This is a genomic window from Rhodopirellula europaea 6C (assembly GCF_000338295.1).
GTDB classification, from domain to species: Bacteria; Planctomycetota; Planctomycetia; order Pirellulales; family Pirellulaceae; genus Rhodopirellula; species Rhodopirellula europaea.
Map to the genome: position 1 here is coordinate 1 of NZ_ANMO01000264.1, position 1,286 is coordinate 1,286.

Genomic DNA, 1,286 nt, shown 5'->3' on the forward strand with positions numbered 1-1,286 from the left:
CGTTATTTGGCAAAAGCCCCTATCTCGAATGGAGTCACCTAATGAAGTCCTTTCGCAATTCCATCGCTGTCACGCTTGTCGCGGCTTGTGGAGTGCTCACTGCGGTCTTCGCTGCACCGCCCACTTCCGATAACGACCGTTCTGGCAACTCCTACCATCTATTCACGAAAGCTCTGCACGCTGACGACACGGGCGTCGTTGCGATTCCGTCACGGTTCAAATGGAGCGTCGAGACCTCCGTCGCGGGATACGACTTGCAAGCCCAACCAATTGCTGATTCACGCGTGATGCTACGGCTCTACGATCCAACCGAAAACTTTACTGCCATCACCGCTCAAATGGATTTGGAGACCGCGGAGAAATTACAGCGAGAGCTTGCCGACATGATAGCCAAGAAACGCCAGAACCCTGACTTCCATCACAGACCGAGACTATACGATCCAAGCTTGCTTCCCACTGGGGACATTATTGGCGTCGACGAGAATGGCGTGGCTTGCATCAAACAAACATATCCTGGATCAAACAAGACTGAGATTCTCAGTGGCCCAATTTACGCTCCCGAGAAGAAAGCCAAATAACCATCGCATGCAACGGAGCCGGCGGTCGGATCGGTTTTGAAGTCAATGCATCTCGCGCCGGCCCGCTGATGCGTGTCGTTCTGCCCAATAGAAGACTGACGCATTGAAACGCAGGACTCGACGATCGCTGACTCTATTCGCTGTCCTGCTCGTCGCGGTGGGGTGGCCTCCAATCTACACCGTGTTCGTTCATCCGCTCATTCGACAAATCCTTTTCGATTCCCATTTGTCCAATGAAGAACTTACGAAGCTCTTGTACGCAAGCCGGTACACTATCGATATTCCGGCAGAGCTTGACGGGTATTTTCTTACCTTCGATGCGATCGTCGATGGCAAGACAACTCGCGGGGGCGGTTCTTCGGTCGAAGGCGGATCAACGATCACTCTCCTTTTGCGTCGCAACCAACAAGCTCGCAAGATTGAATATTGTTGGCTAGATCGTAATACTGTGGCTCGCGGGATACTGGACGATCCTTTGTCAGGTGCAGGGACCTTCAGTGTCAAAGAGGACGGTGCGATCACACCTGGCGACTGGGTCCTGCGCGGCGGACGGAAGAGCGTGCAGGTGTATCCTGCAGACGATCCTGCAGAGTTCGAGCTGCGACTTGCATTTGACGATCCATGAGGCAGAACCATCGGTTGCAACGGAGGCCGCGAGTTGACTTTATTGAAGTGGTGAGTCGTTCGCGCGGCCCCGCTGAACCGTAA

Annotated in this window: 2 protein-coding genes; both read left to right on the plus strand. The window is 53.8% G+C overall.

The genetic code is table 11. The features are described 5' to 3' along the window. A partial coding sequence (locus RE6C_RS27775; RefSeq protein ID WP_236618576.1) for a hypothetical protein occupies nucleotides 1-578 on the plus strand: 578 nt, incomplete at its 5' end. A gap of 226 nt (nucleotides 579-804) precedes the next feature. Then, nucleotides 805-1,203, plus strand: a complete 399-nt coding sequence (locus RE6C_RS27780; RefSeq protein WP_236618577.1) for a hypothetical protein — start codon at nucleotides 805-807, stop codon at nucleotides 1,201-1,203. Nucleotides 1,204-1,286 lie beyond the last annotated feature (83 nt).